25 protein-coding genes and 1 pseudogene are annotated in these 26,081 nt (G+C 37.2%); 3 read left to right on the forward strand and 23 right to left on the reverse strand.

Annotation, left to right across the window (positions count from 1 at the left end; translation table 11 throughout):
- The 9 genes and pseudogenes from RRY75_RS01300 to pta all read right to left on the reverse strand — a co-directional run.
- Positions 1–212: pseudogene (locus RRY75_RS01300) on the reverse strand (hypothetical protein); the annotation flags it as partial.
- A gap of 12 nt (positions 213–224) precedes the next feature.
- The gene (gene smc / locus RRY75_RS01305) at positions 225–3,815 is read right to left on the reverse strand and encodes a chromosome segregation protein SMC (RefSeq protein ID WP_332528359.1); all 3,591 of its coding nucleotides are present in this window, start codon (positions 3,813–3,815) and stop codon (positions 225–227) included.
- 14 nt (positions 3,816–3,829) lie between these two features.
- Complete coding sequence (gene rnc, locus RRY75_RS01310; RefSeq protein WP_332490594.1) at positions 3,830–4,549, reverse strand: ribonuclease III; 720 nt, start codon at positions 4,547–4,549, stop codon at positions 3,830–3,832.
- A gap of 121 nt (positions 4,550–4,670) precedes the next feature.
- On the reverse strand, positions 4,671–4,907 hold the full coding sequence (gene acpP, locus RRY75_RS01315; RefSeq protein ID WP_332490592.1) for an acyl carrier protein: 237 nt from the start codon (positions 4,905–4,907) through the stop codon (positions 4,671–4,673).
- Between the two features lie 66 nt (positions 4,908–4,973).
- Positions 4,974–5,963 carry a phosphate acyltransferase PlsX gene (gene plsX / locus RRY75_RS01320; protein ID WP_332490590.1) on the reverse strand — a complete coding sequence of 330 codons (990 nt, stop codon included), beginning with the start codon at positions 5,961–5,963 and terminating at the stop codon, positions 4,974–4,976.
- Positions 5,964–6,041: 78 nt separating this feature from the next.
- Positions 6,042–6,218: a 50S ribosomal protein L32 gene (gene rpmF / locus RRY75_RS01325; protein WP_053983984.1), complete on the reverse strand. Its 177-nt coding sequence runs from the start codon at positions 6,216–6,218 to the stop codon at positions 6,042–6,044.
- 19 nt (positions 6,219–6,237) lie between these two features.
- A complete protein-coding gene (locus RRY75_RS01330) occupies positions 6,238–6,747 on the reverse strand; it encodes a YceD family protein (RefSeq protein WP_332490589.1) in 510 nt (169 codons plus the stop codon).
- A gap of 65 nt (positions 6,748–6,812) precedes the next feature.
- The gene (locus tag RRY75_RS01335; protein WP_332490587.1) at positions 6,813–8,009 is read right to left on the reverse strand and encodes an acetate kinase; all 1,197 of its coding nucleotides are present in this window, start codon (positions 8,007–8,009) and stop codon (positions 6,813–6,815) included.
- 35 nt (positions 8,010–8,044) lie between these two features.
- Positions 8,045–9,040, reverse strand: a complete 996-nt coding sequence (pta, locus tag RRY75_RS01340; RefSeq protein ID WP_332490585.1) for a phosphate acetyltransferase — start codon at positions 9,038–9,040, stop codon at positions 8,045–8,047.
- 180 nt (positions 9,041–9,220) lie between these two features.
- On the opposite strand from pta, the gene RRY75_RS01345 reads away from it, so the two are divergent.
- Both RRY75_RS01345 and RRY75_RS01350 read left to right on the forward strand, forming a co-directional pair.
- Positions 9,221–10,462, forward strand: a complete 1,242-nt coding sequence (locus tag RRY75_RS01345) for a tRNA(Met) cytidine acetate ligase (protein ID WP_332490583.1) — start codon at positions 9,221–9,223, stop codon at positions 10,460–10,462.
- A gap of 246 nt (positions 10,463–10,708) precedes the next feature.
- Entirely contained in the window at positions 10,709–11,791 is a 1,083-nt protein-coding gene (locus RRY75_RS01350; protein WP_332490581.1) for a hypothetical protein, read from the forward strand.
- A 44-nt stretch (positions 11,792–11,835) separates the two neighbouring features.
- Here RRY75_RS01350 and RRY75_RS01355 read toward each other — a convergent pair whose 3' ends face one another.
- The 6 genes from RRY75_RS01355 to RRY75_RS01380 form a co-directional block, all read right to left on the reverse strand.
- The gene (locus RRY75_RS01355) at positions 11,836–12,396 is read right to left on the reverse strand and encodes a hypothetical protein (protein ID WP_332490580.1); all 561 of its coding nucleotides are present in this window, start codon (positions 12,394–12,396) and stop codon (positions 11,836–11,838) included.
- Entirely contained in the window at positions 12,397–12,888 is a 492-nt protein-coding gene (coaD, locus tag RRY75_RS01360) for a pantetheine-phosphate adenylyltransferase (RefSeq protein ID WP_332490578.1), read from the reverse strand. It lies immediately after the preceding gene.
- A gap of 1 nt (position 12,889) precedes the next feature.
- Positions 12,890–13,441 carry a 16S rRNA (guanine(966)-N(2))-methyltransferase RsmD gene (gene rsmD, locus RRY75_RS01365; protein WP_332490576.1) on the reverse strand — a complete coding sequence of 184 codons (552 nt, stop codon included), beginning with the start codon at positions 13,439–13,441 and terminating at the stop codon, positions 12,890–12,892.
- Positions 13,442–13,514: 73 nt separating this feature from the next.
- Positions 13,515–15,572, reverse strand: a complete 2,058-nt coding sequence (gene recG / locus RRY75_RS01370) for an ATP-dependent DNA helicase RecG (RefSeq protein ID WP_332490574.1) — start codon at positions 15,570–15,572, stop codon at positions 13,515–13,517.
- A gap of 101 nt (positions 15,573–15,673) precedes the next feature.
- Positions 15,674–17,308, reverse strand: a complete 1,635-nt coding sequence (locus RRY75_RS01375; protein WP_332527136.1) for a DAK2 domain-containing protein — start codon at positions 17,306–17,308, stop codon at positions 15,674–15,676.
- A 32-nt stretch (positions 17,309–17,340) separates the two neighbouring features.
- Positions 17,341–17,700, reverse strand: a complete 360-nt coding sequence (locus RRY75_RS01380; protein WP_053983995.1) for an Asp23/Gls24 family envelope stress response protein — start codon at positions 17,698–17,700, stop codon at positions 17,341–17,343.
- Between the two features lie 232 nt (positions 17,701–17,932).
- Here RRY75_RS01380 and rpmB point away from each other — a divergent pair, with 232 nt between their 5' ends.
- Positions 17,933–18,118 (forward strand): 50S ribosomal protein L28, encoded by a 186-nt coding sequence (gene rpmB, locus RRY75_RS01385; RefSeq protein ID WP_053983996.1) that lies wholly within the window; start codon positions 17,933–17,935, stop codon positions 18,116–18,118.
- Between the two features lie 187 nt (positions 18,119–18,305).
- Here rpmB and RRY75_RS01390 read toward each other — a convergent pair whose 3' ends face one another.
- The 8 genes from RRY75_RS01390 to rsmB all read right to left on the reverse strand — a co-directional run bounded on the left by RRY75_RS01390 (position 18,306) and on the right by rsmB (position 26,070).
- Positions 18,306–18,446, reverse strand: coding sequence for a hypothetical protein (locus RRY75_RS01390; RefSeq protein ID WP_332490568.1), 141 nt, complete (start codon positions 18,444–18,446; stop codon positions 18,306–18,308).
- 180 nt (positions 18,447–18,626) lie between these two features.
- Positions 18,627–19,259: a thiamine diphosphokinase gene (locus RRY75_RS01395; RefSeq protein ID WP_332490566.1), complete on the reverse strand. Its 633-nt coding sequence runs from the start codon at positions 19,257–19,259 to the stop codon at positions 18,627–18,629.
- 8 nt (positions 19,260–19,267) lie between these two features.
- Entirely contained in the window at positions 19,268–19,924 is a 657-nt protein-coding gene (rpe, locus tag RRY75_RS01400; protein WP_332527135.1) for a ribulose-phosphate 3-epimerase, read from the reverse strand.
- A 1-nt stretch (position 19,925) separates the two neighbouring features.
- Positions 19,926–20,822: a ribosome small subunit-dependent GTPase A gene (gene rsgA, locus RRY75_RS01405; RefSeq protein ID WP_332490563.1), complete on the reverse strand. Its 897-nt coding sequence runs from the start codon at positions 20,820–20,822 to the stop codon at positions 19,926–19,928.
- 2 nt (positions 20,823–20,824) lie between these two features.
- A complete protein-coding gene (pknB, locus tag RRY75_RS01410; RefSeq protein ID WP_332490562.1) occupies positions 20,825–22,951 on the reverse strand; it encodes a Stk1 family PASTA domain-containing Ser/Thr kinase in 2,127 nt (708 codons plus the stop codon).
- Positions 22,945–23,709 (reverse strand): Stp1/IreP family PP2C-type Ser/Thr phosphatase, encoded by a 765-nt coding sequence (locus tag RRY75_RS01415; protein ID WP_332490561.1) that lies wholly within the window; start codon positions 23,707–23,709, stop codon positions 22,945–22,947. Before RRY75_RS01415 ends, pknB begins: the two co-directional genes overlap by 7 nt.
- 1 nt (position 23,710) lies before the next feature.
- Positions 23,711–24,748 (reverse strand): 23S rRNA (adenine(2503)-C(2))-methyltransferase RlmN, encoded by a 1,038-nt coding sequence (gene rlmN / locus RRY75_RS01420; RefSeq protein ID WP_332527134.1) that lies wholly within the window; start codon positions 24,746–24,748, stop codon positions 23,711–23,713.
- A gap of 11 nt (positions 24,749–24,759) precedes the next feature.
- The gene (gene rsmB, locus RRY75_RS01425; RefSeq protein WP_332490559.1) at positions 24,760–26,070 is read right to left on the reverse strand and encodes a 16S rRNA (cytosine(967)-C(5))-methyltransferase RsmB; all 1,311 of its coding nucleotides are present in this window, start codon (positions 26,068–26,070) and stop codon (positions 24,760–24,762) included.
- Between the last annotated feature and the right edge of the window lie 11 nt (positions 26,071–26,081).

Here is a 26,081-nt window from a genome sequence, read left to right on the forward strand (position 1 = left end):
TCTGCTACTCTTGCAGCTTCTGCTTGTTTAGCTTCTTCTACTATTCTTGCGGCTTCCGCTTGTTTAGCTTCCTCTGTTGCTCTTGCAGCTTCTGCTTGTTTAGTTTCTTCTGCTATTCTTGCTTCTTCCTGTATTTGACTTGCTTGTATTGGTGCTACCTCAGTTGCCTGACTCTCTTCTTTTCTTTTGAAAAACTTTTTGAAAAATGACACGCTTAGTCCTCCTTAACTTGTCTTCTTATCTAAATATTTTGTTGCCTCTTCAAGTTTAATTGAAAGGACAGTTGAAACCCCACGCTCTTGCATCGTGACACCATATAGCGTATCAGCTCGTTCCATTGTACCTTTTCTATGTGTAATAACAATAAATTGTGTATCTTTTGAGAGACTTCCTAAATACTCTGCAAAACGTAATACGTTGGCATCATCTAAAGCTGCCTCAATCTCATCAAGTACACAAAATGGAGATGGTTTAAGTTTTAAAATCCCAAAGAGCAATGCAATGGCGGTTAGCGTTCTTTCACCCCCTGAAAGTAATGTCATGTTTTGAAGCTTTTTACCTGGTGGTTTTGCAATAATCTCAATCCCAGACTCTAAAATATTTTCTTCATCTACCAACTGTAAGAAGGCCATTCCTCCTCCAAAAAGTTCTTGGAAAACATAACTAAAGTTTTCTGCAATAACGCTAAACTGCTCTCTGAAAATTTCATGCATTTTAGCTGTGAGCTGGTCAATGAGTTCCATCAAGCCTGCTTCTGCTTTTTCAATATCTTGTCTTTGTTCAGATAAGAACTCAAAGCGTGTCTTAGTTTCATCAAACTCCACAACAGCATTGACATTGACATGTCCAATCACCTTAATCTGTGCACGTAACCTGTCACTTTGTTTCTTCATCTCAACAAGTGGTCCCATATCCTTTTTAAAAGGCAGACAAGCTGAATAGGTCAGTTCATATTGATCCCACATAGTATCACTTTGTTTCTTCTCTTCAAGATCAACCATTTCTTTCTTCGTTGTAAGCCTATAATTCTCTTCTTTTAAGTTAGCTATACGTTCTGAAACCTTTTCTAACGCTTGATCATAGCTTGCAAGTGTCTCCTCAAGTTTAATACGCCCTTGCTCTAAATCTACTTTTCCTTGTTTAGAGGCTTCAATGGCTTCACCTAACTTTTGGATTTTCACCTGTGCTTCTTCTATGACTTCATGAATCTTTTTCTCATCTTTTATGAGAGAGTCTTTACGTTCTACAATACTTAAATGTTGTTCATCTGTATTATTTAGGTTGTGCTCTAAAGTTTTCAGTTGTTCTTCAATATGTTTGCGATTTTGCACAAGTGTAGAGAGGGCTATCTTTTCCTCTGTCAAAGCATTTCTCAAGCTTTCACGTTGATTTTTCAAAGCTTCTAACTCTTGTTCAAGAGCCTTTAAGCTTTCTTGATCCATGACAATGGTTTCTTCTAGTGCTCGAATCTTCTCATAAACTTCATCTTTGCCTTTAGATGCTACTTCTTTAGCTTCTTCTATTGCAAGTTTTTCTTCTACTAATTGAAGTTGAGACTGCTTAGTCAACTTGAGGCTATTTTCTCCTTTATCAATATCTAAGATAATAGCGGTCTCTGTTTCTTTAAGACTTTCACATTTTTTATAAGTGGCTTCCCACTCGATGCGTAATGTCTCTCTTTGTGCCTCTTTTTCCTTAAGTCTATCACTTAGAGTATGTGTCTCTTGCTCCAGTTGTACGTACAGCTCTTGCAACTCTTTAAGCTCCCTTGTACGCGCAAAAATATTATTTTTATTATTTTTGCTTGCCCCACCACTTAAAGACCCACCTGCGTGGAAGACTTCTCCGTCTATGGTTACAATTTTATAGCGGTATTTGTACTTACGAGCAATAGCTGAAGCATTGTTCATATCATCTACAATGAGGATGCGCCCAAGTAAGTTAGCCACGATAGGCTTATACAATGCCTCAAATGTAACTACTTCACTCCCAAGACCTAAGAAACCTGGTTCTTGACGTAGGGCTTCTATATCTTGTACAGCCCCAAAAGTTTGAATGGTATCTAATGGTAAGAACGTTACTTTACTAATATTACGTTGTTTCATAAGCTGAATCATCGCCTTAGCATCTCGCTCAGTCTGGGTGACCACATTTTGCATAGCCCCACCTAGTGCTGTCACAATAGCAATTTCATAGGCCTTAGGTACTTGGATTAAATCTGCTGTAATTCCTAAGATGCCTTTCCATTTGCTCTCATCTTGCTTTTTCAAGGTCAGTACTTGCTTAACGCTTTGGTAATAGCCTTCAAAGTCATTTTTAACTTGCTCTAACCAACCTATTTGGCGCTTAGCTTGTTCTTTCTTTTGGGCATTGGTATGCCAATTACGCTCAAGTTCTGTAAGCGTTTCTTGTATAGTCTTTCTTTGCACTTCTAAAGCATTAAAAGTTGTTTTAGCTGCTTCTAAGGCTTCTTTTGTTTCCTTTTCCTTCTTACGCCCAACTTGTACACTGACTTCTTGGTGGGTAATCTCACTATTTAAGCTCTGAATGGCTTCTGTAAGCTGCGTATAACGATAATCCATCTGTTCCTCAATAGAACTTTGTTTATCAATCTCAGATCTTAACAGGTCGATTTGGTGGACCTTGTCAAATACTTCTGCTTTAGAACTTTCTAAGTTTTTTTCTTTTTGTTCTAAGTCTTTTTGCTCTTCTTCAAATTCTTTTTCTCTTTTGATTAATCGCTCCCGTTTAGTTACCTCTTCCAGTTCTAATGCTGTGCCCTTAACCTTTAAGACTTGATACTCATTTTGCATCATTTCTTTATAGTCTTGTTGCTTCTTCGTATCTTTGTCGATTTGTTCCATCAGTTGATGAATACTACTAATACGCTCTTGGCTAATTTGAATCCCTGATCGTTGATGTTGTTGCTCTTTTTCTAAGTCACTAATATGATTTAAAAGCTTTTCAAGTTCTCTAAAAAGCGCTTCACGCTTTGCTTTGCTTGCTGCTTGCTTTTCACCAATCTCATCTTTTTGTCTGTTTGTCGCTACTAACTCTTGGGTAATGCCCTCTAAGTTTTCATTAAGTCTCGTCGTATCTTGTTTAATACGCTCCACTTCTTCAATATAGAGATTGATGTCAATCTCCTTCAATTCATCTTTGAGTTTCCAATACGCCTTTGTCTTTTCCGCTTCTTTTTCTAGAGGTTCTAGACGGGATTCAATCTCACTCATAATATCGTGGATACGGAGTAAGTTCTCCCTTTCTTTGTCTAGCTTTCTTTCTGCTTCTAGACGGCGTACTTTATATTTATAAATCCCAGCTGCCTCTTCAAACAAGCTACGTCGGTCTTCTGGTTTAGAACTTAAAATCTTATCGATTTGACCTTGTCCAATAATAGAGTATCCTTCTTTACCAATCCCTGTATCCATAAAAAGCTCTTGAATGTCTTTTAATCTACATGGAGACCCGTTGATAAAGTATTCACTCTCACCTGAGCGATAAACACGTCTTTTAATGACGACTTCATCATACTCAATAGATAAAACATGGTCATCATTTTTAATAAACATGGATACTTCTGCATAACCTAAAGATTTTCGTTTCTCAGTTCCTGCAAAAATAATGTCTTCCATCTTAGTTCCACGAAGTGTTTTTGCACTTTGCTCACCAAGAACCCATCTAATAGCATCTGCAACGTTACTTTTACCACTTCCATTCGGTCCAATAACGGCTGTTATGCCTTGTGGAATGTTCAGCTTAACAGCATCACCGAAAGACTTAAATCCATGTATCTCTATTTTCGCTAGATACATATATCACCTCATCATTATTTTTCCAATGCTTTTAATGCTGTTTGAGCGGCATGTTGCTCCGCTTCTTTTTTACTTTTACCAATGCCTTTTCCTAGGCATATTTCTCCATGATAAACAGCTACATAAAAATCTTTATCATGATCTGGACCCTTCTCATCTACTACTTCATAGTGCAGAGGTTGTGTACTTTCCTTTTGAATATTTTCTTGTAAAATCGTTTTGAAATCCGTATAGAGTGCATCGACAGATAAATGGTCTACATTTTTAATTAATGTAGAGGTTAAAAACTCTACAACATCTTCAAACTGACCATCTACAAAAATAGCCCCTGTAATGGCTTCAAAAGCATCTGCTAGAATGGAGTTACGTGTACGTCCTCCTGTCATCTCTTCACCTTTGCCAAGCAGGATATACTCACCTAACTCCATAATACGTGCACTTCTTGCTAGTGATCCTTCACATACAATACTCGCACGTATTTTTGACAAATCACCTTCTGGCATAACCGGATACTTATCAAATAAGTACTTACTAATAATAAGATCTAAAATGGCATCTCCCAAAAATTCTAGGCGCTCATTATCTTTCATTTGTAAATTGCGGTGCTCATTGGCAAAAGATCTATGGGTAACCGCATTTTTTAAATGTTCTAAAACCTTGAACTTATAGCCCATACGTGCCTCAAGTTCTAAGAGTTGCTTTTGACTCATGATATTTCCTAACTTTTTGTGCATATTAATCGCTCCTAATTTAAGTGATTGCACACTTTAAATAGATTGTTGAATAATTAAAGTGTTTACCTATTCAACATCCTACTTAAGATATGCGAAAAGCCCCGCAAAGCGAGGCCATTTACTAATCTAATCCATTTGCTTGTTTAATGAATTCTACAACATCCCCTACCGTTGCAATATCTTCTGCATCCTCGTTGGAGATTTCCATATCAAATTCTTCTTCTAAAGCCATTATAATTTGAAAAATATCCAGAGAATCTGCATTGAGGTCATCCCTAAAAGATGTTTCTAATGTTACATCTCCTTCTGAAATATTAAGCTGTTCACTAATAATTTCTCTGACTTTCTCAAATACCATACTAACACCTCTTATGAAAATTTATACTTTGATAATATTATATACATGTTTTGTAGTCAATATTATTTAACTAAATTTTGAAGCTATTTTTTCCACTAATTGGTTTTCAATAAACGCTTCAGTCTGTAAGATCGTCGCACAAATTTGCTCTCTCTTAGAGTTCCCATGGGTTTTCACAACAAGTCCATTGACACCTAAAAGTGGTGCGCCACCTTTAGAAGCATAATCAAACTTTTGTTTAATGTTTTTAATTCCCTTCATCATCAAGACTGCCGCCAGCTTAGTAATCCAGTTACGTTTGAACTCTGCTTTGAGCATAGAAAATACCCACATACCGAATCCTTCCATAAACTTTAAAACTACATTTCCAATAAAGGCATCACAAACTAAAACATCTGCTTCTCCAGTTGAAATTTCTCTTGCTTCAATGTTGCCGATGAAGTTTATCTTTTCATCTTCTTTAAGGAGCTGATAAGCTTCTTTTGTTAAGCTATTGCCTTTTTCTTCTTCTGTACCTACATTAATCAAACCTACTTTAGGATTTTTAACGCTCATACACTCTTGCATGTATACGGTGCCCATACGTGCAAATTGAGTCAGATAAGAAGGTTTAGCATCCATATTTGCACCACAATCAATAAGAAGTGTATTGCCTGCTTTAGTTGGGATAATAGGTGCTAGTGCAGGACGTTCCACACCTCGTATGCGTCCTACAATTAAAGTTCCCCCAGCAAGCAATGCACCAGAGTTTCCAGCAGATACAAAGCCATCTACTTTTTTATCTTTAATCAGTTTTAAGCCAACCACCATGGATGAGTCTTTTTTCGAGCGAATAGCACTAACAGGATGGTCTTCCATTGTAATACAGTCTTGGGCATCCACAATTTCAATTTTACTTGAATCGTATGTAATGTCCTTAAGCTTCTCACGAATCCTTGCTTCATTACCTACAAGTACAAGTGTACTCTTAACTTCCTTTGAAGCGAGGATACAGCCTTGAAGCACTTCATCTGGGGCATAATCTCCGCCCATAATATCTACTGCTATCTTTGGCATTTTCATCATCCTTTATCTTTTACTACAAATTAACTAAATATGCAAAAAGACAGCATATAGCTGCCTTATTGCATAGGATTAATCTACTTTAACTACAACGCGATTAGCGTAAGAACCACATGCTTTACAAACACGGTGTGGCATCATAAGTTCACCACATTTAGAACATTTTACTAAGTTAAGTGGAGAAAGTTTCCAATTTGCTTTACGTTGGTTTCTTCTTGCTTTACTCGTCTTTCTTTTTGGTACTGCCATGTTAACACCTCCTCAGTTGCTATTCTTTGCTATTAAGACAAAAAATATCTTTTAGCGCCTCTAGTCTTGGGTCAATGTCAGCCTTTTCACATGTACATGTATCTACATTTAAGTTGGCACCGCATTTGAGGCACATGCCTTTGCAATTGTCTTTGCAGACAGCTTTCATTGGCATAGCCATTGCTATACTTTCTAAAATGGAATCTGACAGGTCAATACTAGATCTTGTCACACGTTTAATATCCTCATCCTCTAAAAGCAATTGCTCACTGTTAGAAAATTGGTCATCAAGTATGGCATGAAGAGGATATTCAAACGTACGCATGCAACGATCACAAATCATTTCTAGTGTGACATCGACATAGCCTGTTACAGCGAAAAGCTCTTGTCTTTTCTCGATGGTCCCATATACTCTTGCTTTGTAATCTGTCACCTTGCTTAACAAACGTAGATTTGTTAGAGAGATTTGAACCTCTTCATCAAACTCTAGTGTGTCTTGTTTTGTAAGTGTCTGGATATTTATTATCATTCGTTTTCACTCCACTAGGTAACACTTCTGTAATTATACATAGCTTAGGATATTTTGTCAATGCATTATTTATGAAGTAATCTTTTAGCATCTCTTGCAATCACAAGCTCTTCGTTTGTTGGTACTAATAACATACGAACTTTTGCATTTTCTGCTGATAAATCTCTTTCTACGCCACGGCATTTGTTTTTCTCAACATCGATTTCAACACCTAACCATGTAAGCATATTTGCTACTTCTTCTCTCATGATTGCATTGTTTTCGCCTAAACCACCTGCGAAACAGATTGCATCTACACCATTCATAAGTGCAGCATATGCACCAATGTATGATACTAAACGATGTTGGAATGCATCCATTGTGAAACGAGACGCTTCATCACCTGCTACAACACCATCTTCGATTTCTCTAAAGTCACTACCCATTTCAGATAATGCAAGTACACCTGATTGTTTGTTAAGCATTGCATCAACTTCTTTAGCGCTCATGCCTTCTTTTTCCATTAAGAATGGAATGATAGCTGGATCGATATCCCCTGAACGTGTACCCATTACAAGACCTGCAAGTGGTGTGAATCCCATTGATGTTTCAACAGATTCGCCATTTTTAACAGCACATACACTTGCACCATTACCTAAATGACATACAATGATTTTAGTTTCTTCAACTGGTTTGCCAAGCATCTCAGCTGCTTTTTGTGATACATATTTGTGTGATGTACCATGGAAACCGTATTTACGCACACCATGTTTTCTGTAGTATTCTTGTGGAATAGCATACATAAAAGCTTCTTTTGGCATTGTTTGGTGGAAAGCAGTATCAAATACAGCTACCATTGGTACGCCTGGCATAAGTTCTTCACATGCACGAATACCTGTTAAGTTTGCTGGGTTATGAAGTGGTGCAAGATCACTACATGCTTCGATTGCTGCAACAACTTCGTCTGTAATAACTACAGAATCAGTGAATTTTTCTCCACCATGTACAATACGGTGACCTACTGCATTAATTTCATCAATTGAAGATACACATGCCGTTGGGCCTGCTGTAATCATCTCGATCATTTTTTCTAGTGCTTCTTTGTGAGTATGGAATTCACAAGCAAGTTTAACAGTATCTTGACCTTCTGTTGTATGTTTGATGAATGAACCATCAATACCGATTCTTTCACAGATCCCGATTGCTAAAACACTTTCGTTTTCCATATTTAATACTTGATACTTAAGTGATGAACTACCACAGTTTACGACTAAAACGTTCATTGAACTCTCTCCTTAAAATTAAATAAATTTGTTACTTAGTTATTTTGAGCTTGTACAGCTGTAACTGCTACAACACCAACGATGTCGTCTGCACTACAACCTCTTGATAAATCATTTACAGGTTTAGCAATACCTTGTGTAATTGGGCCATATGCTTCTGCTTTTGCAAGACGTTGTACAAGTTTGTAACCGATATTACCTGCATCTAAATCTGGGAATACAAGGACATTTGCACGTCCAGCCACTTTACTTTCTGGCGCTTTTGCACTACCTACTTCTGGTACGATTGCAGCATCTAATTGAAGCTCGCCATCTACTGTAAGCTCTGGATATTCCGCTTTTGCAATACGTGTTGCTTCTACTACTTTATCTACATCAGCATGTTTTGCACTGCCATATGTAGAGTGTGAAAGCATTGCAACAATAGGTTCTTCACCTACTAATTGTGAAAAGCTTTTTGCTGAACTATCTGCAATAGCTGCAAGTTCTTCTGCATTTGGATTTTGGTTAAGTCCACAGTCAGAGAATACAAAAATACCATTTGAGCCTAAATCGCAATTTGGAACATCCATAATGAAGAAGGCTGATACAAGTTTTGTATTTGGAGCTGTTTTTAAAATTTGAAGACATGGTCTAAGGACATTAGCTGTTGAGTTGACTGCACCAGCAACCATACCATCTGCTTTACCCATTTTAACCATCATTACACCTAAGAATAAGGAATCTTTGTTAAGAAGTTCGTTGGCTTTTTCAGTTGTCATACCTTTAGCACCACGAAGTTCTACTAATTTCTCAACATAAGTATCTAGCTCTTCAAAAGTTTGAGGATCTACAATTTGAGCTTTATCTAAATCTAAACCATTTGCTTTATCTAAAATTTCATCTTTGTTTCCGATAAGAATAAGATTTGCAATTTCTTCTTTTAAGATAACATGTGCCGCATTAAGCGTACGCATATCTCCTGTTTCTGGTAAAACAATTGTTTTCTTGTCGCTTTTAGCACGTACTTTAATTGAATCTAAAAAAGACATTATAAAACCCCTTTCAAATTTTTCCTTTTATCCATTCCTCTTTTCATATTATATAAAATGTATCTCGTGTATACAAGAGTGAATTTGAAAAAATTCGTCTTTCTTGTAAGTTTAGTCTTTAATCTGACTATACTTTAAGCTAAAATAGAGCATACTTAATTCATGATTCCGGAGGTTTTTATGCAAATTATTGGCATTGTTGTAGAATATAACCCTTTTCACAACGGACATTTTCATCAAATCGAACAAATACGTACAAAGTATCCAGAATGTGCAATCGTAGTGGTTATGAGCGGTCATTTTTCTCAAAGAGGCCTACCCTGCGTTTTAGATAAATATACGCGTGCTGAAATGGCACTTGCTTGTGGTGTAGACTTAGTCCTTGAACTTCCTACCGTGTATGCAACAGCTAGTGCGGAACGCTTTTCGGAAGCTGCCATTAACACCTTACATCTTTCAGGAATTGTAGATATCCTATCATTTGGTAGTGAAACACCTGATTTAACCTTTATGAAACAACTGGCTTCCTTATTTGTAGAAGAGCCTCCTTTTGTTTCTTCTCGTATCCAAACTTATTTGCAAGAAGGTGAAAGCTACCCACGTGCAAGGCTACTGGGTATAAAGGATTACTTCACATCGTATACTAAAGATATAAAAAGTAGTGCACAGTTAGAAGTATTCCTTGCTCAACCTAATAATATTTTAAGTATTGAATATTTAAAAGCCTTACAACGTTTCAATACAACCATTGAGCCTTTTCCTATCCAAAGACAAGTAGCCGGCTACCACGATCTAACACTTAAAGGTTCTATCGCCTCTGCTACAGCCATTCGCCATCACTTAGCCCAAGGGAACGGCTTGCAAGCTGAACAAGCTATGCCACTAGAGGCCTTTAGACGCTTTACACAAGCCACACCAAAGGCTTTCTCTCTAGATGACTATACCCAGTTGTTCCACTATAAAATAATTATGTCCAACCTGGAAAGTTTATATGCGGTATGGGACATTCCAAATAACTTATGTCGCTCTCTGTATCATGCAAGTCAGACACTTATGCCACTTTCTCAAATTGTAGAGCAAGTAACCTCAAAAACCTATACGCGTGCTACAGTCCAACGTGCTATCCTACGTATTCTCCTAGATGTTAAGCAAAAAGATTTAGAACAAATACAAGAAATAGGATGGATTCCTTATATTCATGTCCTAGGCTGTAATAAGACCTCTACCCACTTGCTTTCTGAACTTAGTCAAAAAGCCAAAGTCCCCCTCTTGCTCAACGTAGGAAAAGACCAAGCAAAACTTACTCCACTAGGAGAGAAACTCTTTAAATACGAGTTACGTGCCAGCAAGCTCTATGGTCTGCTTACTCACGATACATCGATTTTAAATAAAGACTTTACGTATCACCCTATACGTCGCTAAGTGCCTATTATAAAATCTATAAAGATCTACAAAAATAAAGCATGCGATTATACGCTACCAAGAAGAACACTCAAGCTTATGCAAAGTTTAGCTTGAGTGTTCTTTTATTCTTTGAAGTGCATAACACTTACTTATCTCCTAGAAAGATATAGCCTTGTCCTCTAAAAATGTTATTTTTCAGCCTACCTTCTCATAGAATAAAAAGAGCCTGTACAGGCTATGATTATCAAAAAGGAGATGCATATGATGCGCAAAATACTCACCGCCTGTCTCATTCTTTTTCTCATTCTAGTGATGCTTATGGAACCTGGGGTATGTATAGAAGGTGCGACCTCTGGGCTTTTACTATGGTTTCAAAAAGTTTTACCCTCTCTACTTCCCTTTATTATTCTTATCAACTTACTGTGTTTCTTAGGTATTGTGTTTAAATGCAGTGCATTTTTAACCCCTATCACCAAGCATCTATTGCATCTTTCAGGTAGTGCTTTTCTTATCTTTGTACTTGGCCTCATTAGTGGCTATCCTATGGGGGCTAAATTGATTAAAAACTTACTAGAATCAGGAGAAATAACTTTTGAGGAAGCTCAAAAGGCCCTTTGTTTTGCTTCAAACTGTGGTCCTCTCTTCATCATTGGCACCATTGGCACCCTCATGCTCGGACAAACAGAGCTGGGGTACTTTCTCCTACTTGTCCACATCACTTCTGCTTTCATCATGCTTCTTTTAAGTCGCTTCTACCCTGTCACCTTAGCACCTAAATCCACCAAGCAGATGGCTACGCCTTCTAAAATGAACTTTTCTCAAGCCTTTACTGCAAGTATTCAAAATGGTATGGATACCATTGTGTATGTTGGTGGCTACATTATTTTCTTTTCTATGCTTATGAAATTGCTTGCTTGTGCACCCTTATACACGAAGTTGACTCAATTCCTCGGAACACTCTTACATATAGATCCTATCCATATACATACTTTTCTTTTAAGTCTATTTGAATTTTCAAGTGGCAGTGCAGCACTTACTAGCGCACTTCCAAAGGGTCCCACACTCCTTGCCTTTCTATCAGCTCTAGTAGCCTTTGGTGGTATTTGTGTTCTCTTTCAAACCCAGTATGTTCTGCAGGGCTCTGGCTTATCCATTAAGCCTTATATCTTAGCTAAAAGCCTACAATCTCTACTAGCCTTCTTACTTACCTTTGTCTTACTTCCTATATGGAACTATTTTTTCAATCTACTTCCTTTTACTTATTCTTTCTTATGGCCTATTCTTCTTGGTATAGCCATGGTTGCTATCATTCTCTTCTACAGAAATCTCTCTAAGTGTAATGCTTAAAACAAAAAAGTGACTGTTACGCCCTATGCGTAACAGTCACTTTTTTATTCTTCTTCTCTATTTTCTTGAATTTGAATAGGTGCTGGATGAATCATATCTTTTAATTCTTGCCTGTGATCATAAAGAATGCGTAGTTCATTGGTAATATAGGCCTCGAAGTTTTGTGTTTCTTTATGGATAGATTCTAATGTACCTTTAAGTTGCTGCTCCGCAACTTTTACTGTCTCATTGGCATATTCTATTGAGCCAATACGAATATCTCGGGCATCTTTACGTGCATTTTCTAAAATCATTTGGGCACGTTCTTCTGCATATTTTGTTATTTCATGTTGCTCAATCATCTTGGCTAATGTTTCTTGGGCCTCTTGAACAATGAGTTGTGCCTCCCCTTGTGCTTCAGCTAAAATTTTATTACGTTCTTCAACAATCCATACTGATTGTTGAATCTCATTAGGTAGTCTCAAACGCATATCTTTGATGCACTCTAAAAACTCATCACGATCAATAGATACTTTACTACTCATAAAACTCGATTTAGCTTCTTCTAATAAATCCTCCATTTGATTCAGCAAAGACATAATTTCTGCTTCTTTCGTATATTCCACTTACTTTTCCTCCTTTGGGAATTTTCTCTCTAGCGTCCCTGCTACATACTCTGGAACAAGGTCTTGAAAACGCCCATTAAATCTTACAAGTTCACGAACAGAACTAGAACTTAAAAATGAATATTGGGCATTAGTTACTAAAAATAAAGTTTCAACACTTGGCAACAAACTTTTATTAATTTGTGCCATTTGCATCTCATACTCAAAATCTGTTACAGCACGTAATCCACGAATGATAACATCTGCATCTTTAGCTTTAGCATAATCTACTAATAATCCTGAAAAAGTGTCTACTTTTACATTCGGAATATGAGAAATACTTTTTTCAATCATTTCCATACGTTCAGTGGTTGTAAACATCCCTTCTCCCTTATGCGGATTGGTTAAAACAGATACAAAGAGCAGATCAACTAGTTTCGCTCCCCTTTCAATAATATCCATATGTCCTTTAGTTATAGGGTCAAAACTCCCTGGGTAAACTCCTATTTTCACGCTACTGTATCCTTTCAAAAAAGCTTAAAGTGGTTGTTTTATACGTTTTTTCTTTGATTAACTCAAAATTTTCAAATTGAAGTGGTGCTGGGGTTGTCCCTCTTTCTAAGATGACATACCCTTTTTCATTTAACAAGTCATACGTTTGAATACATTGCATGACACGTTCAATACCATCTAATGCATAAGGTGGGTCCATAAAGATAATGTCAAATCTCTGATTTTTTTGATGTATTCTTTGTAATGCTGTATATATATCTATATTATACACAATTGCATCATCTTGCAATCTTGTTTTTTCTAAATTTTTGGAAATACACTTCAAAGCATCTGCATAATGCTCGACTAAAACCGCTTGTTTGGCACCACGACTCAATGCCTCGATACCGATTGCACCACTTCCACTAAATAAATCAAGAAATGTACAGCCTGGTATATCAAAGCTAATCATGTTAAAAAGCGTTTCCTTAATGCGATCTACTGTAGGACGTGTATTCATACCTTCAGGTGCTTCTAATTTCGTTCCTCTGCTTTTTCCACTAATTACGCGCACATTTTGTCTCCTTCACATTAAACTTCAAGGCGTATTATACCTTATATCCTAAATCTTGTCATCTCTTAATGAACTATAAAGCTTTATGCATCTTTTCGCCCTCTGTATAGTGCATGAGTTTCACTTTCAGTGCTTGATGTCTTGGCTGACTTAAATCTGGGTCTTGCTTTAACAAATCAGCTGCTGCTTGTTGGGCTACCTTCAAAACTTTTGCATCTGTATACAGGTTGGCAATTTTCATTTCTGGCAAACCATGTTGCTTGGTCCCAAAGAAATCTCCAGGTCCTCGCAACTTCAAATCTGTATCTGCAATGACAAAGCCATCTGTGCTTTCTTCCATAATCTTAAGACGCTTTTTTGTTACTTTATTTTTCGAATCACTTACTAGTACACAGTAAGATTGATGCTTACCACGCCCTACACGCCCTCTTAGCTGATGAAGCTGTGCAAGGCCAAAGCGTTCTGCATTTTCAATCATCATTACCGTTGCATTAGGCACGTTCACACCTACTTCAACAACAGTTGTAGACACTAAAACATGAATGTCTCCTTTAGCAAAGGCCTCCATAACTTGATTCTTTTCTTTAGGTTTCATCTTCCCGTGCAAAATCCCCACTTCGAAATGTGGAAAAACTTGTTCTTTTAAATAGACTGCATATTCCGTAACACTTTTAAGTTCTGATTGTTTTTCATTTTCTTCCACCATCGGACAAATGATATAACATTGACGTCCCTCTCTAATATGGCGATCTATAAATTGATAAATACGTGCATGATAAGAAGAATCGACTGCATTCGTTTTAATAGGCTGACGTCCAGGTGGTAACTCATCTATAATAGAAATATCCATATCACCATATAAAATAAGTGCTAATGTTCTTGGAATCGGTGTAGCTGTCATAACAATGACATCTGGCGTCTCACCTTTTTCAGAAAGTTTAAGGCGCTGTCTTACACCAAAACGGTGTTGCTCATCTGTAATCACTAAACCAAGTCTTGGTATTTCCACATTATCCTCGATTAATGCATGTGTTCCTACAATTAAATCAATTTGATTCTCTTTAAGGCCTGCTAAAAGCTCACGTTTTTCTTTAGCTGTTGTAGAACCTGTCAATAGTGCTACTTTCACATCAAAGTTCTGGAATACTTCTTCTAAAAACTCAAAATGTTGCTTAGCAAGTACTTCTGTAGGTGCCATGAGCGCACCTTGATAACCATTTTTAATGGCAATAAAAAGACTTGCTGCTGCAATAACTGTCTTACCAGACCCTACATCTCCTTGTACTAAGCGATTTCCTGCATAAGCACTCTTTAAATCTTTTGCAATTTCATTCATGACACGCTTTTGTGCACCTGTAAATTCAAATGGTAACGCTGCTAAAAAGTCTTTAAAACTCTCTGGCAAAGGCTTACTACATCCTTTTGTTCTGGCTAAGAAATCCGACTTAAGCACAAAAAGGCTTAACTGCAAGAAAAATAATTCCTCAAACACTAAACGCTTTCTTGCTTCAAAAAAGTCTTCATCTTGACTTGGGAAATGGATATTCGTAAGAGCAAAGGTCTTACTCTTCAAATCATACTGTGCTCTAAAGGTTTCAGGAAACGGGTCTTGTATTTCGGGAAGTACCAGACTCAGTGCCTGTTCAATAAGCTGTCTAATTACTTTTTGAGAAAGCTTTTGGGTTGTCGGGTAAATAGGTGTAATCTTTGCCGTCTTTCCACCACCCACTTCAACTTTCTCATACTCTGGACTTTCCATCTCGATACGATTATACTGCCTTTTAACTTTCCCATAGAAGTTGTAAGTCTCTCCCATAACAAAGTTATTTTTCATATAAGGTTGTCCATAAAATACGACATAAATACTTCCCGTATCATCCTTTACTCGGAACTTTACAATAATTTTGTAACCCTTTTTCATAATCTCTGGCTTTGAGGCAACTGTCACAACAATATTATTATCTTCTTCCATCACCATTTCAGCAATTTTAGTAATCTGTCTACGGTCTTCATACTCTCTGGGATAGTGTTCGACTAAGTCTTCTATTAACTCTATGCCAATTTTGTTGAATTTTTTTATAGTTTGTTCGCCTACCCCTTTTAAATCCATAATAGAATCTGTCAGAAACATTTTTTCACTCCTTTCTTTTATGTCAAGAACGTGACATATATGAAAAAGAGCCATCACAAAAAAACTTACGTTTGTTTTGCGACAGCCCCTTTAAGTTCAAATTATTCTGCTGAAATCATGAAGTAATAAACAGGTTGACCCCCTGAATGTACTTCTACATCTGCATCTTGGAAACTATTTTCAGCAATAGCTACATAGTCTTGTGCTTGTGCTTCGGTAATTTCTTCACCGTAGTAAATAGTAATGATTTCTGCTTCTTCATTCATTTTGGCAAGTAGTTCAGTGAACGTTGCTTGAAGGTCCCCATTGTGTACCACAATATTGCCTTCTAAAATACCTAAGTATTCACCTTCTTTAATCTCTTGTCCTTCAATGGTTGTATCTCTTACTGCAATAGTAATTTGAGCTGTTTCAACTGTTGAAATTGCCTCATTCATTGCTTCTACTACACTGCTTATCTCACTACTTTCATCGTAGCTCACCATAGCCGTAATACCTTGTGGAATTGTTTTTGAAGGGATAACGTGTACGTTACATGCTGTTTCAATACTTGCAGCTTGTTCTGCAGCTAAAATAATATTTTTGTTATTAGGTAAGATGATGACTTCTTCTGCGTGTGCACGCATGATGGCTTCACTAATGTCTTCCGTACTTGGATTCATTGTTTGACCACCTTCAATGACTTCATCTACACCTAAACTTTTCATAATTTCAGCAAGACCTTCACCTGCTACAATTGAAACAAAGGCTAAGGCTTTACGTGGTCCCTTATCCTCTACTTGACCTTCATCGCCTAAAATTGAAGAATGTTGCTCACGCATATTTTCAATTTTAATACTTGTTAAAGCACCAAACTCAAGCCCTTTTTGAAGCGCAAGCCCTGGATTATCTGTGTGTACGTGAATTTTAATAAAAGTCTCATCAGATACCGCTACAAGGCTATCTCCGATTGTCTCTAAATACTCTCTTACAGCTGTTTCATTATACTTAGCTTTTGGGTCACGACTAACAATAAACTCTGTACAGTAACCAAAAGTAATATCTTCTGTATTAAAGTTTTTAAGTGCTTTAAAAGCCCCTCCATTAGGCGTAGCTACTGGTTTTTTAATATTGATTTGAATATCTCCAGTAATGACCATAGCCGCACCTTCTAATATGCAAAGAAGACCTTGTCCACCTGCATCTACCACACCTGCTTCTTTAAGAACAGGAAGCATATCTGGTGTTTGATTGAGTACGTCATAACCATGTTCTAATACTTTTCTTGCAAACTCTTCCATGTCTGTAATTTCCATACTGAGTTGCATAGCTTTTGTAGCTACTTCACGTGCTACTGTAAGAATTGTACCTTCTTTAGGTTTCATAACTGCTTTGTAAGCTGTATCTACACCCGCTTGGAAAGCATTCGCTAAAGTTAATGTATCAATTGGCTCGTTTGTTAATGCTTTTGCAAAGCCACGGATAAGCTGAGATAAAATAACCCCAGAGTTTCCACGTGCACCACGTAGTGAACCAGATGCCGCTGCATTGCCCACGTCCACAATACTTATTGGATCCACTTTTTCAACTTCTTTAGCTGCTGCAAGCATTGTTAATGACATATTTGTACCTGTATCACCATCGGGAACAGGGAATACGTTTAACTCATTTACAAAATTTTTCTTTTCATCTAAGAGCTTAGCTCCCGCTACAAACATGCTTTGTAGGAGCTTTGCATCGATTGTTTCTATTTTCACTTTCATGTGCCTCCTCAAAAATACCTTCAAATTTAATTGTCTACGCGTACACCTTCAACGTAAACTTTGATTTGTCTTACTTCTAAACCAAGCATATCTTTTACTTTATATTTAACAGTACTCATAAGGTTTTCTGTAACTGCAGAAATTTTAGTTCCATATTCGACAATGATGTGGAACTCAATGTTCACACCATCATCTTCACAAACTTGTACAGCAATACCTTTTGTAAGACTTTCACCTTTTAGGAGTTGCACAATACCATCTTTAACATTTCTTGCTGCCATACCAACAATACCATAACATTCTGTAGCTGTTATTCCACTAATTTGTGCAATAACCTCTTCACTCATTGTAATTGTTCCATATTCGTTAGAAAATTTTCCGCCCATTCTTATACCTCCTTATTTATTTTCTTGTTTATACCTTAATTTTTATGTTTATCATGCTTTTGCTTCATATTATAACATTGTTTAATGTATAAATAAAGTATTTAGACGTTAGCTTTTCCAACTATTTTATGTTTTAAACAAATAAATAGTACAACACTCTTGAAATCTACTTTATTATCTGATACAATATCATTTGTTATGTCACGGATATTATTTTAAGGAGGTGTTTACAGTGGCAAAATGTGAAATTTGCTCAAAAGATGTACACTTTGGTATCAAAGTTAGCCACTCTCATAGAAGATCAAATAAAATGTGGAAAGCAAACGTGAAGAAAGTTAAAATCAACGCTAACGGTGTTGTAAGAACTGCTAACGTATGTACACGTTGCTTACGTTCAAACTTAGTTGCTCGTGCGTAGTATCAAAGTTTAATAGATTCCATAGTTCATGTTATGAATTATGGAATTTTTCTTTCTATGAAAAAAGGGTGTATCCGTAGGGATACGCCCCTTTTTTTATACTTTTCCGCCTTTATAAACTTTACCTACAATTTTGCCTAGCCATTTTGGTAATTTGATGACGTAAATTTTCATAAGGCACCTCCCCTTATCCACATGTTAAAATATATCCTATTAAAATAAAAATCGCAGCAGTTGTCAGAATCCACCCAAGTGCAGGTACTACAATTACAAGAACCATTCCAGATCCCACACAAAAGCAGACAAGACCTAATACACGTTTTTTCATATTTATGACCTGCTTTCTTGTGCATCATCTTTATCGTTGTATAATCCATATTATTCCAAACAAAAATAAAGTGTGCGTTATTTTCGCACACTTTATTTTTATGATTCACTAGGCTTATTCTATTCGACTTAGACTTATACTATTTTATGCTTATTGAACCTATTTGCTACACAGCTTGACTTATTCCGCCACCTGCATGACAAGGAGCACACCTTCTTCAATCTGTATATGTGCCCATTCGTTAGTCATATAGTTACTAACGCCATAAGGTTTGCCGATTTGAAACTCACCTTTATTCAAGGCATAGGCCAAGTGCATTGTTGTTATTCCTTTTACAGTTGGTGTAAAAGGAATGAGACTCACTAAATCCCCTGGCCTCCCATGCAACCAAATGTCATCTTGCATGAGCTGAAGCTGATGTTGATGGCTATATACGGTTACTTGTACCCCTTGCATAAGCGCCTTATAAAGGAGATGAATGTTGGCAAGGGAATGGTCTAGGCGACTACCTATCCCTCCCCATAAGTCAATATACGTAGCCCCCATAGCTATAGCTGTATCAAGTGCTAGTTCTGTATCCGTTTCATCTTTTTCACAAGGTGCCTGTGTCACTCTTACATCTTTCTGTCTAAAGAACTCAAGATCTTCTTGACTACAGCTATCAAAGTCTCCCAAAATCTCATCTGGGCATATACCTAATACTTTTGCATGTTTCATGCCATTATCCGCACACAAAATATAATCATACGTCTTAAGACTGTGACAAAATGCATAATCTCCATAGTCTCCATTGGTCAAAATCAAAACGTTCATTTTATAACCTACGCATTCATTAATTTCATAAACTCTGCTACAGTTTCAGTTACATCTTGTGCACCAAAAACAGCTGAACCTGCTACAACAACGTTAGCCCCTGCTGCTACCACTTCTTGTACATTTTGAAGACCTACACCGCCATCCACTTGGATGAGTAGGTCACGTCCTTGCTGATCGGCTAAAGCTTTAACTTGTTTGACTTTCTCTAGTGCATATGGAATAAAGCTTTGCCCACCAAATCCTGGATTGACAGACATAATAAGCACCATATCCACTTCGTCGATCAAACATTCTAACACACTCACTGGTGTACTTGGGTTAAGTGCTAGTCCACTCTTCATCCCAAGCTTACGAATTGCTTGCAATGTACGATGAATATGTCTTGTAGATTCATAGTGCACAGTTAAAATATCTGCACCTGCTGCTTTAAAAGCTTCTAAATAAGCATCTGGATTTTCAATCATAAGATGAACATCCATCACACCTTGAATATGTTTTCTTAAAGCCGCCGCAACTGGCGCTCCAATTGTAATATTCGGCACAAAGTGACCATCCATTACATCCACATGGATATACGGTGCACCTGCACGTTCTACTAGTCTTACAGCCTCACCTAAAGCTGCAAAATCTGCTGATAAAATTGAAGGAGCTAAAGCATTCATGTTACCATTTCCTCGTTTCTTTTAATTGATTATAGTAAGTGACATAGTTGTCATATCGGGGTCTAAAAAGTTCTTCTTTTTCTAAAGCTTCTTTAACAGCGCATTTAGGTTCATGGATATGGCTGCAGCCACTGAACTTGCACTGTCCTTCATACTTTTTAAACTCTGGAAAATAGAGTTTTAAATCTTCTTCATGAATCTCTTCAAATTGTAATGAAGTAAATCCAGGGGTATCTAGAACATATCCCCCTTCACTAAATGGAAGCAGTTCAACATGTCTTGTTGTATGTTTACCACGTTTAATTTTTTCACTTACATCTCCAGTTTGAAGTTTCAAATGGGGCTCGATAGCATTAAGCAACGTGGATTTACCCACACCCGATGGCCCTGCAAAGAAAGAAATTTTATCTTTTAGTGCCTGTCTAAGTGCATCTAGTCCAATGTTTTGTTTGGCCGAAACACAAAGGACATCATAACCACTTTTTTTGTACCCATCTACAATCCACTCGTAAGTTTCAGGTTTTGTACCGTCTATTTTGTTAAGAATAATGAAAGGCTTAATCCCCTCACATTCCATCATAATCAAAAAGCGGTCTAATAAATCTAAGTGAATCTCTGGATAAGTTACTGCAAACACGATAAGCCCTTGGTCTACATTTGCTACTGGTGGCCTAATTAACTTATTTTCTCTTGGCAAAATATCTACCACATGTCCTTGTCTATAGGCATAATGATTGTCTTGATTATCTTCATCTACCTCAATACCTACCGCGTCTCCAATAAGTGGTGTAAGCCCTTCATTTCTAAACTTACCTCGTGCCCTACATTCAAAAACTTCATCTTTTACTCTTACATAGTAAAATCCTGCAATCCCTTTAATGATTGTTCCTTGCATCATATTTATTGTGTCACCTCATTAAAATTTATGTTATCTTTATACTCTTCACTGCCATCAAAGAAAGTGGTAAGTACACCTTTTCCTTTTCCAGTAATTTGGACGGGAAGTGGAAATTGCTCTTTTTTCACGATGGTATCAAACACAGTTCTAGCCCCTAGTTCATCCTCTAATAGAAGAACAACATGGTATTCATCTTTGGTTTGATCTGGCGCATTAATGACCTTGGTAATCGTTGTAAGATTTTGCTCAGGCTCTACTGTTTCTCCACCTGGAGTCTCTTCTGGAAGAGGTGCCTCTGGCTCTTCTAAGGCTGGTGGATTGGTATCTTCTGGCTGTGGTACCTCTGGTGTCTCTGGCTCTTGTATGGGTCCCTCACTTACCGTAATATCCACAATTTCACCTTCTGCAATCTCCGTTGCTGCACGAATACTTTGTTCAAGTACCCTGCCTTTTTCCACTGTATCATTGGCTACTGTATTGCTTTGACCCAATCTAAGCCCTACATTATTTAATGCACGCTTTGCTTCTTCTTGTGTCATATTTTTAAGATCTGGTACTTTAGCAAGAACTTCTTTAGGTCCTTTGCTGACAACAAGTGTTAAAACACTTCCCTCTGCCACACGTTCACCAGCTTCTATAGACTGTTCAAGAACTTCATTAAGTTCGGATCCATCATCGTATTTATACTCACGGATAAACTCAAGTTTATATTTTTCCAGTTCACGTTGCGCGTCTGCTAGCCTTAAGCCAATAACATGAGGTACATTAACCTCGGCAACCGGCTCTTCACTCGAAGCAACAACAACTTGTATGGTCGTACCTGGCTCAGCCAGCTTTTCTTTTGCAGGTGTTTGTTCAATAATAAGCCCTGCTTCAAAGCGATCACTTTGTTTTTCACCAACTTTTTCAATTTTTAAATCTTTTCCTTCAAGTAAACGCGTTGCTTCCTCAATGGTTTTACCTACCATCTCTGGAACTAATTCGTACTCTGGTTTGGAGAAGGAGGGTAGTACAAAGAAAATAATGGTCGCGACAATACCTGCCAGTACTAACGTAGCCAGTACCCCCCCAATACCTGCAAGCACCTTATAGCCTGTAGGCACTTCTTCATCTTCTTCTTCCTCTTCATCTTCATAAGCTTGATAAAGATCCCCAGGACTTGTCATCTTTACATTAGGCACTTGATTTGTATCTAAGCGACCTGGCACCTTTTCATTTTGTCTAATAAACTGTGTTTGAATATCTGTAAGCAGTATGGTTTGGTCAATTTCATCATCTACAACTTTTGTTTCAATGATCGCATGAGGGTCTAGTTTGACTCTATGGATATCTTCTAGCATACTGTCTGCATTTTGATAGCGTTCATCTTGTTGCTTTTTAGTTGCTTTCAAAATGATTGCTTCAAGTCCTGGCCAAATCTCCGCGTTAAATAAGCTTGGCTTTGGAATTTCTTCATTGATGTGTTTAAGGGCAATTGAAACATGAGAATCGGCTTGGAATGGCAAGCTGTTTGTCGCCATTTCAAACATTACAATCCCACAAGAATACAAGTCGCTTGTCTCGTTAACATACTTGCCTTTAGCTTGTTCTGGAGAGAAGTAATGAACAGAACCTATAGCATTGCCTGTTGAAACAATAGTAGAAGAATCCACAGCTTTTGCAATACCAAAGTCTGCTACTTTTAAAACATGTTCTGGTGTAATAAGTATATTTTGAGGCTTAATGTCTCTATGAATAATCTGCTTACTGTGCGCATGACGAATGGCAGATACAATTTGTCCACCAAATTCCAATACAGTTGCTGAAGGTAAAGGGCCATTTTGCTCAATATACTCTTTTAAAGTTTGTCCTTCTACATATTCCATAACAATGTAGTGCAGATCTTCTTCTTGTCCTACATCATAAATACCTACGATATTAGGATGTGACAAACTTCCTGCTGAAAAAGCTTCCGATCTAAATTTCTTGACAAAGTCATCATCTTTTACAAATTCTTCACGTAACACTTTTATGGCAACAAAACGTTGTAGTCTATTACATTTAGCTTTGTAAACAATAGACATGCCACCTGCACCTATTTTTTCTATGATTTCATAGCGTTCACCCAGTAGTGTTCCAGGCTCTAACATAGTGTACTCACCTCACCTTTTTTTACAATGATAACCGCAATGTTATCTGTACCACCCGCATCATTGGCTTTTACAATTAATGTGTCGATTATGCTTTCTAAGTTAGGTTTAGAAGCATAAATAAGTGTGTGTATTTCTTGTTCACCAAGCATTGCTGTTAAGCCATCTGAACAAAGCAATATATACTCTACTCCATTTAACGGTTGTTTAAGAGTATCCACCTTAACTTGTTCATATGTACCAACGGCACGTGTAATCACATGCCTTTGAGGGTGCTCTTGTGCATCCTGATGGGTAATCATGCCTTGTTCTAGCATTTCTTGAACCAGAGAATGGTCAACCGTGACCTGCTTAATCTGATTCGTATTCATACAATAAAGCCTTGTATCACCTACATGAGCAATATAGGCATGTTCACCAATAACTGTACACAGTGTAATGGTCGTTCCCATACCTGTATATTCAGCATTTTCAATACCTTTACCATAAATGACATGGTTGGCATGGATGATCCCACGTTTTAAAAGTAAAATCAGATTCTCTTCTACTTGCAGATTCGCATTGCTATATGACTCTATATATTCACAAAACGCATCAATGGCAAGTTTACTTGCTATTGCACCTGCTCTGTGCCCCCCCATACCATCGGCAACGATGTAAAGATTAGGCAGTGGACCAACTGGTTCATTAGAAACAAATACACTGTCTTCATTTTTACTACGTCTTTTGCCAATATTTACTTTTCCAACAGCAATCATGCTATTCACCTCTTTTTTGTAGATACCTTCGCCTTAACTGTCCGCATGCTGCATCAATATCTTGTCCAAGTGTACGGCGTACAGTTGTCTCTATGTGATTTGATTTTAATACGCTAGCAAAGTCTTCAATACTTGTATTGGTAGCTGCCTTAAACTGGCGTTCTTCTATTGGATTGACAGGAATTAAATTAACATGAGCAAGCATCCCTTTTAAAAGTTTTGCCAGTCTCATGGCATCTTCGACACTATCATTTTCTCCTTCAATAAGTGAGTATTCAAAGGTAATACGACGCCCTGTTTGATGAATATAATGTCTACATGCTTCTAAAATTTCTTCAATACTATATTTCTTCGCAACAGGCATGACTGCTTGTCGCTTCTCATCTGTTGTCGCATGTAATGAAATCGCTAGTGTAATTTGGAACCCTTTATCTGCAAGTTCATAAATCTTAGGTACAAGGCCACATGTTGAAACGGTAATATGGCGTTGTCCAATATTTTGTCCAAGTTCATGATTAATGAGTTCTACAAACTTTATTGTGATATCCATATACTCTAAGGGTTCACCACTTCCCATTACGACAATATTTGAGATACGTTCTCCTGTGTCTAATTGCACTTTGTAAATTTGCCCAAGCATCTCTGAAACTTTTAAGTTTCTCACAAGACCATCTATTGTCGAGGCGCAGAACTTACAGCCCATTCGACATCCTACCTGTGAAGAAATACAAATAGAATTCCCATGTTTATAACGCATTAAAACACTTTCTATTATATGATAATCAGACAATTCAAACAAGTACTTTATTGTACCATCCATCTTAGATTCGTATTTTTCTAGTGTTTTAATTGACGTTAAAGGATATTTTTCTTTCAATATATCCCTTAAACCACTTGGTAAATTGCTCATTTCATCATAGTTCCACACCATTTTATTGTGAAGCCAATCAAAAAGTTGCTTTGCTCTAAACTTTCCTTGTTTGAGTTCCTGCATGAGCGCTTCGAGTTCTGTTAAATTCATGCTAATAATATCGTTCATGTTATTGCTCCTTACTTTTTAAATCTTGCAATGAAAAAGCCATCTGTATCTTGAAGATACGGTAAAATCTCAATATAAGCATGGTCACGAATGTGAGATTTTAAACACTCTGGGAAGTTAAAAGGTATGGCATCTAACTTAAGTCCTAAACTTTCGGCAAAGCTTACCATATCTTGATTTTCTTCTCTTGTTAAAGTACATGTACTGTAAACGAGTATACCGTCTTCTTTTAAGTAAGTGACTGCATTTTTCATAAGTCCTTTTTGAATTTCATTAATTTCAAGTATAGCTGTGTGATCTTTGGTATAACGAATATCTGGCTTACGTTTCATAATCCCAAGTCCAGAACATGGTGCATCGAGTAGGACTTTGTCAAACTGACCTACCCACTCGCTACGCTCTACCATACCATCTTGAAGTGTACCTTCAATAATAGTTGCGCCCAGTCTTGTGGCATTTTTCTCAATAAGTTCAATTTTATGAGTGTGTATATCACATCCTATAACCTGTCCCTTATTTTCCATAAGTGCAGCAATATGAGTTGTCTTACCGCCTGGTGCACTACACATATCTAGAACACGCTCACCTGGCTGTGCGGCTAAAACATGCCCAACAAGCATAGCACTTTCATCTTGTACCGTCCAAAGGCCTGCTTTATAAGATAGACTGTGGTGAATCCCTATCGCTGTTTTAATGTAAAAGCTTTCTGGCACAAAGCCTTCTTCTAAAATTTCCATACCTTCTTTTTCAAGTTCTAGTTTAAGTGCTTCTTTTGTAATTTTCAATGTATTGGTACGAATACAAATTCTGGCACGGGTTGATAAACTTTCACAAATGCGCTTAGTTGTCTCTTCGCCATAAGCTTCACACCATCTGTCTATAATCCACTCAGGAATAGAATAATACACACTGAGGTTTGGATAAGTGATGTGCTCTTTTTGGCGCTCAATATTTCTAAGGGTGCCATTGACAAATCCTGCTAAATTACTCATCTTACGTTTATGCATAATTTTAACCGCTTCATTAATGACCGCAGAAGCTGGCACTTTATCTAAAAAGAGTAATTGATAGACACTCATACGCATAATGCTACGTACAAGTGGCTTCATCTTTTTAACAGGAGTTCTTGAAAATTGATTAATGACATAATCAAGACGTAAACGCCACTTAATGGTTCCATAAATAACCTCATTGGCAAAACTTTTATCTTTTCCTTCTAACTGGTCGAGTTCTTTTTTCAAGGCAAGTTGTAAATAAGTTTCGTCTTTCTCAATATCCGTTAGAATTTGAGCAATCACTTCTCTTATTGGTTTGGTTTTCATGTTGTATCCTC

Origin of the sequence: Niameybacter sp., assembly GCF_036655075.1 — a bacterium.
Taxonomy (GTDB): Bacteria; Bacillota; Clostridia; order Lachnospirales; family Cellulosilyticaceae; genus Holtiella.

Bases quoted from the DNA above. Each gene is read 5' to 3' on its own strand.
- RRY75_RS01345 (WP_332490583.1), top strand. From the start codon at position 9,221: ATGCAAATTATTGGCATTGTTGTAGAATATAACCCTTTTCACAACGGA.
- smc (WP_332528359.1), bottom strand. From the start codon at position 3,815: ATGTATCTAGCGAAAATAGAGATACATGGATTTAAGTCTTTCGGTGAT.
- RRY75_RS01330 (WP_332490589.1), bottom strand. From the start codon at position 6,747: ATGATAATAAATATCCAGACACTTACAAAACAAGACACACTAGAGTTT.
- rlmN (WP_332527134.1), bottom strand. From the start codon at position 24,748: ATGAACGATATTATTAGCATGAATTTAACAGAACTCGAAGCGCTCATG.
- rnc (WP_332490594.1), bottom strand. From the start codon at position 4,549: ATGCACAAAAAGTTAGGAAATATCATGAGTCAAAAGCAACTCTTAGAA.
- rpmF (WP_053983984.1), bottom strand. From the start codon at position 6,218: ATGGCAGTACCAAAAAGAAAGACGAGTAAAGCAAGAAGAAACCAACGT.
- RRY75_RS01395 (WP_332490566.1), bottom strand. From the start codon at position 19,259: ATGAACGTTTTGATTTTGACCAATGGAGACTATGGAGATTATGCATTT.
- RRY75_RS01350 (WP_332490581.1), top strand. From the start codon at position 10,709: ATGCGCAAAATACTCACCGCCTGTCTCATTCTTTTTCTCATTCTAGTG.
- pknB (WP_332490562.1), bottom strand. From the start codon at position 22,951: ATGTTAGAGCCTGGAACACTACTGGGTGAACGCTATGAAATCATAGAA.
- rpe (WP_332527135.1), bottom strand. From the start codon at position 19,924: ATGAATGCTTTAGCTCCTTCAATTTTATCAGCAGATTTTGCAGCTTTA.
- RRY75_RS01335 (WP_332490587.1), bottom strand. From the start codon at position 8,009: ATGAACGTTTTAGTCGTAAACTGTGGTAGTTCATCACTTAAGTATCAA.
- rsgA (WP_332490563.1), bottom strand. From the start codon at position 20,822: ATGATGCAAGGAACAATCATTAAAGGGATTGCAGGATTTTACTATGTA.
- recG (WP_332490574.1), bottom strand. From the start codon at position 15,572: ATGTTTCTGACAGATTCTATTATGGATTTAAAAGGGGTAGGCGAACAA.
- plsX (WP_332490590.1), bottom strand. From the start codon at position 5,963: ATGCCAAAGATAGCAGTAGATATTATGGGCGGAGATTATGCCCCAGAT.
- rsmB (WP_332490559.1), bottom strand. From the start codon at position 26,070: ATGAAAACCAAACCAATAAGAGAAGTGATTGCTCAAATTCTAACGGAT.
- RRY75_RS01380 (WP_053983995.1), bottom strand. From the start codon at position 17,700: ATGGGCGGAAAATTTTCTAACGAATATGGAACAATTACAATGAGTGAA.
- acpP (WP_332490592.1), bottom strand. From the start codon at position 4,907: ATGGTATTTGAGAAAGTCAGAGAAATTATTAGTGAACAGCTTAATATT.
- pta (WP_332490585.1), bottom strand. From the start codon at position 9,040: ATGTCTTTTTTAGATTCAATTAAAGTACGTGCTAAAAGCGACAAGAAA.
- RRY75_RS01390 (WP_332490568.1), bottom strand. From the start codon at position 18,446: ATGAAAAAACGTGTATTAGGTCTTGTCTGCTTTTGTGTGGGATCTGGA.
- RRY75_RS01415 (WP_332490561.1), bottom strand. From the start codon at position 23,709: ATGATTGCTGTTGGAAAAGTAAATATTGGCAAAAGACGTAGTAAAAAT.